This window comes from Enterobacter sp. RIT418, from assembly GCF_003057745.1.
Lineage (GTDB): Bacteria > Pseudomonadota > Gammaproteobacteria > Enterobacterales > Enterobacteriaceae > Enterobacter.
Map to the genome: position 1 here is coordinate 1 of NZ_QBJD02000043.1, position 369 is coordinate 369.

Annotated in this window: 1 protein-coding gene; it reads right to left on the bottom strand. The window is 66.4% G+C overall.

Features of this window, described 5'->3' with window-relative positions; genetic code table 11:
- Positions 1-369, bottom strand: a 369-nt coding sequence (locus DBY73_RS22020) for a contractile injection system protein, VgrG/Pvc8 family (RefSeq protein WP_258458790.1), incomplete at both ends; no start/stop codon positions are given.

Genomic DNA, 369 nt, shown 5'->3' on the forward strand with positions numbered 1-369 from the left:
TTGCGCCCCGGAAGGTCACGAGCGTAAGAAGGACGCCCTCCTTCAGGGCCGCAATGACGTTCCCCTGCGGCTCCAGCACCTGACCGGGCGCGAGGCCAGAGGCATTGCTGAACAGGTGCACGCGGGCCGATTTATTCAGTTCCCGCTCGTGATGGAGTCGGGCATAGAATGCCCCGCTTTCGGTTATCGGCTCCGGGTCAGCGTCGTCACCCGCCTCGAGGTAAGGGGCGGCGTAGCGGTAGTGTTCCCCGGAGGTCACCGCATCATTACGCACGCTGACCCCCGCGTCCATCGGCGTGCCGGCGGTACGGTAGTTGTAGTCCCGCGTCGCGACGGAGCCGGGGACCACCCTGTGCCAGGTCCGCACGT